The sequence below is a fragment of the Polaromonas sp. P1_G4 genome, assembly GCF_056405475.1.
The window spans coordinates 1-4,684 of sequence record NZ_JBFUCA010000338.1 but is presented as its reverse complement, the minus strand read 5'-3'; the positions used below and the strand labels follow the sequence as shown (position 1 = coordinate 4,684).

General features: G+C 63.0%; 2 protein-coding genes. Both read left to right on the top strand.

Annotated features, from left to right (window positions below; all coding sequences use genetic code 11):
* Positions 1–625 precede the first annotated feature (625 nt).
* Positions 626–3,397, top strand: coding sequence for an autotransporter family protein (locus tag AC1D1X_RS15985; protein ID WP_477670319.1), 2,772 nt, complete (start codon positions 626–628; stop codon positions 3,395–3,397).
* Positions 3,398–3,477: 80 nt separating this feature from the next.
* Entirely contained in the window at positions 3,478–4,365 is an 888-nt protein-coding gene (locus tag AC1D1X_RS15980) for a hypothetical protein (protein WP_477670320.1), read from the top strand.
* The last annotated feature ends 319 nt before the right edge of the window (positions 4,366–4,684 follow it).

The window sequence follows — 4,684 nt, the reverse complement described above, 5'->3', positions numbered from 1 at the left end:
GTCATTTTTGATGCCAAAACAGGCAGTTTTGGGTGCAGAAATCGTCGCCCGGGGGCCATTGCTACTGGAGCGCGCTTCTCCAGCACACATTTTTTGCCCATCAAATTGCTGTTTTGGCCAATAAGGACAAGCGCAGGGAGCTAGCTATTTGATAGCAGCCGTGGCAACCGGATCAAACCGCTGCAGCTCCCGGCTGTGGTGTGGCCAGCACGCAACGCAGACACCGCAACAGCGCACTTAAAGGCCCGAATCCGGTGCCCTGCGGCGCAATTTCCAGCGTGTTGCACCGCTTTTTCGGGCTACAGGCCAGCCTCCGGCCGCTCCTGACCGGCGCCGCCAGATCAAATTAATTCTTTAGTTCTTCTATTTGATGCTCTAGGCGTTATAAGTCGTCAAACGGCCTACTTGCAAAAAAATGTAACGTGAAGCAAAGTCAAAACATGGACATCACACCCGTACGGAGTCCTTCCCAGAGGCCGTAGTTACTGCGAGGCACACGTTAAAAAATGTTAGCTAAATCATTAACTGCGTTTGCAGCCGAGATCGCGATGTCCTCTGGCAAGGCAATCGCCTTTGGGTTCCGTTGACCGGCACGGCCTGAACCCACACTCCAAAACTGGCCCGCATGAATTCCTGCCTGCACTTTCCCCTCAAGCCACTTGGCTTGGCGCTGGCATTCGCCGGCCTGGCCATGGCACCGCATGCCGGCCATGCCCAGGCCACCAACGATTTCTCGGCCGCAGGCACCCAGGACTGGAACGACGCGGCCAACTGGAGTGGCGGCACGCCTACAGCCGCCAGCGTGGCAAGGGTCCCGACGAACCAGCAGGTGGACGTTACCGGGGCTGGCCAGGTGGGCACGCTGCAAGTGGAGGGAGACGGCCAGGTGGTCGTCCACGCCGGCGGCACCCTGGCCGCCGACACGCTCCTGCTGGGCACCACGCCAGCGCCGGGTAACGCAGGATCCCTGTTGATTAATGGAAGCGTTACGGCCACGCGGCTGAGCGTGGGCGACACGGCGACCGGAGGGCAGATCCTCATCGGCGGCGCCGGCGCCAGCTTGAACGTGTCTCCCCCCAGCCTGGCTCCGGGAGACCAGTTCATTGTTGGCAACAATGGAGACGGGCTCCTGGGCATCCGCACCGGCGCCACCGTGACGGTAGGCGGCACCCGCACCCTGCATCTGGGCAATGTGGGCACCGGGACGCTGGTCATCGGCAACATCGGGCCCAGCGGTACCCTGGATGCCGGCGCCGTGGTTTTCGGCAATGCCAGCTCCAGCATCAAGTTCAATCAGGACGACGCCACCCCCTACATCTTCTCCCCCGCAATCAGCGGCAGCGGGTGGGTCGAGGTATTCGCTATCGGCGGCTCCTCCACCGTACTGACGGGCGCCAACAGTTACACCGGCGGCACTTTCGTCAGAACCAATGCCCGCCTGACCGGCAGCACCACCAGCCTGCAGGGAGTCATCAGCAACGACGGCGTGCTGACCTTCGACCAGACCACCAACGGCACCTTTGCAGGCTCCATCAATGGAGGCGGCACGCTGGTCAAGGAAGGCAGCGGCACGGTGATTCTTTCTGGCACCAACACCTATACAGGCGGCACCACCATCAATGGCGGCACCTTGCGCGGCACCACCGCCAACCTGCAGGGCTTGATTACCACCAACGCCAACCTGGAGTTCTTGCAAGCAGGCAACGGAACGTTTGGCGGTGTCATCAGCGGCACCGGCAATGTGGTCAAAAGCGGCACCGGCAATGTCACCTTTTCCGGCACCCACACTTACAGCGGGGCCACCGTCGTCAGCGGCGGCACGCTGTCGGTCAACGGCAGCCTGACCAACTCTGCCGTGCAGGTGCAGAACGGCGGCACGCTGGGCGGCACCGGTTCCGTGCGCAACACCACCATCCAGTCGGGCGGCACGCTGGCGCCGGGCAATTCCATCGGCACGCTCACCGTGGTCGGCAACCTGACCTTCAACGCCGGCTCCAATTACAGCGTGGAGGTCGATGCAGCCGGCAGCAACGACCGCACCAACGCCACCGGCACGCTGACCATCAACGGCGGCACGGTCAATGTGCTGGCCAGCGCCGGCACCTATTCGCCGACCACGCAGTACACCATCCTCAATGCCACAGGCGGGCGCACCGGCGTCTTCAGCGGGCTCACGACCAACCTGGCGTTTTTGACGCCGTCGCTCACCTACGACCCCAACAACGTGTATCTGACCCTGGCGCGCAACAGCACCGGCTACAACACCCTGCCCGGCATGACGCCCAACCAGCAGTCGGCCTCCAACGCACTTCAAGATGCCTCCGGCAGCGCGAGCGGCGACATGAGCACGGTGCTCAGCGCCCTCAACAGCCTGTCAGTGCCGCAGGCCCTCGCGGCCTTCGATGCCATAGGCGGTGCCAACCTGGTGGCCTTGCGCCGTGCCGGCCCCAGCTTTACCGCCGCGTTCGGCGAACAGCTGCAGGCACGCGTGGGCCGAAGCAGCCTGGGCTCAGTCTGCGGCAGCGACGATGTCGGTGGCCGCGAAGCCCTGAGGGCACTTTTCCCGGCCGCCGAAGACGGTTGCGGTTTCTGGCTGCGCGGTTACGGCAGCCACCAAACCACCGACAGCGACGGCAATGCCATGGCCAGCCGCCTGAACAGCACCGGCCTGAGCGCGGGTTATGACGCCGAAGTGTCGCCGGGCTTGATGCTGGGCGGCGCCGTGACCATCGGCACATCAAGGGTCAGCTTTGATTCCGGTGACCTGGGCAGGGCCCGCAGCGCAGCGCTGGCGATGTACGCCGGCTATGCTGATGGCGCATGGCGCCTGAATGGCGTGACCAGCGTGGCGTTTCACGGCAACCACATGGACCGCGGCATCGTGGTCGGTCCGATCAGCCGCGTGGCCTCGTCGAACTTCGACAGCAGCACCGCCACGGCCTACGGCGAGCTGACGTACGACCTGGACATGATCGGCTGGACGCTGCAGCCGATGGCCGCACTGGCCTTCAGCCGCAACCAGACCAACGGTTTCAGCGAGCAGGGCGCCGGCGCGCTCAACCTGCAGGTTGCCGCGCAAACCGTGTACTCGACCAAATCGATGCTGGGGCTGAAAGCCGGCTTTAACGTGGGCCGGCTGCGGATCGAACCGCGGGTGGCGTGGGCGCATGAGTTTGGCAAATACAACACCCCGATGACGGCGCAGCTGCAGGGCGCCGGCACGCCCTACCAGTTCCAGATCGCGGGCGTGGCCCTCAATGCCAACACGGTGGTCCTTGGTGTCGGCGTCTCGGGCCGCATCCACGACAACTTCAACCTCTTCGCCGACCTCCAGACCGAACAGAACGCACGCCAGCGCAACCTGGCCCTGCTGATGGGGGTGCGCGGCAAATGGTGAGCCGGGCATCTCAAAGCATGTTGACCCCTGACCGACCTGATTCACAACACATTTAATCCAGCCACACCCGCGCATACCTCATGGCTTACAAAAGCATGCCCCCCATCCCGCCATCCCTGCCGCCTCTCCCGCCGCGCCAACCCAAACCGAAACCCGGCAAGGACGCCGGCGCCCACCGATACGACACCATCGTTTTTTTGCTGATCATCGGCCTGGCGATTGTGGTGGCCGGCAGCGCAGCGCGTTACACCCTGGTAGACCGGCCTGCGGCCAAGGCACAGAAGGAAGCCCAGCTGCTGATGCAGCAGCTGATGGCCGCGAACCAGAAGAACCAGCAGCAGCTTGAACAGAAGCTCGCCGAAGCCAAGGCCCAGACCGAGGCATTGCGCGCCAACATGGAGCAGATGAAGGCCGAGATCCAGCAGCCCAAGGCCGCAGCGGAACCGGTTCCGGAGCCGGTGCAGAAACCGGTGCCCGACGCCCAGGCCGCGGAACGCAAGCGGCTGGAGCGCGTCAAGGTGGTCGATGAACTGGTGGACTCGCTGACGCCGAACCTGCAGGTCAAGTTCCAGCAAAAGGTCACGTGGCTGGACCGCAGCGTCTCATTCGGTTTTAGCCTGACCAACGCAAGCCGCCGCGCCGTCCGCGTGACCCCGCCGCGCATCGCCCTGACCCTCAACCCTCTGCCCAACACAAAGCTGGCACTGAAAGCCAGTGATGTGCAGGCTGACATCTGCCCTGGCGGCTTGATCGGGCCGGGAGAGACCATTAACTGCAATGTGGTGCTGCGTTCAGAAGCCACCTTCACCGGTGTCGGCCACATTCCGTTTCGCGCCGTCATCTCGGCACGCACGGAACTCCCGGTGACCAGCGAAACCTGGAAAACCGTGCGTTCCGCCTACAAGGAAGCCTACCTGGAGGAACACATGGTCAAAAGCGTTTCCTTTAATGGGGAGCTTTGGCGGTAATCGCGGGCCGGCAGCAGGATCACGCATGCACCCTGTCGAGGCGGCTGAAGCCGGCGGCAGATTGCCATGCTATCGCTATCAAATAGATAGCTGCTTGCGCCCATCTGTATTGGGTTTCAGCTATCTTTTGTGCTTGAAATCAGTGGTTTTCACGGGGGTTTCCGGCATCGCCAGGGCTTTTGCGGCACCCCAGGGGCAGGCTGGAGGGTCAAAAGCCCCCCTGAGTCGCCTTTTTACCCCCTCAATCGGGCTGTAAACCAATGAGGACAGGCGCGAGCCGCTACTAATTCAGTAGCGCGAGCCGCTACTAATTCAGTAG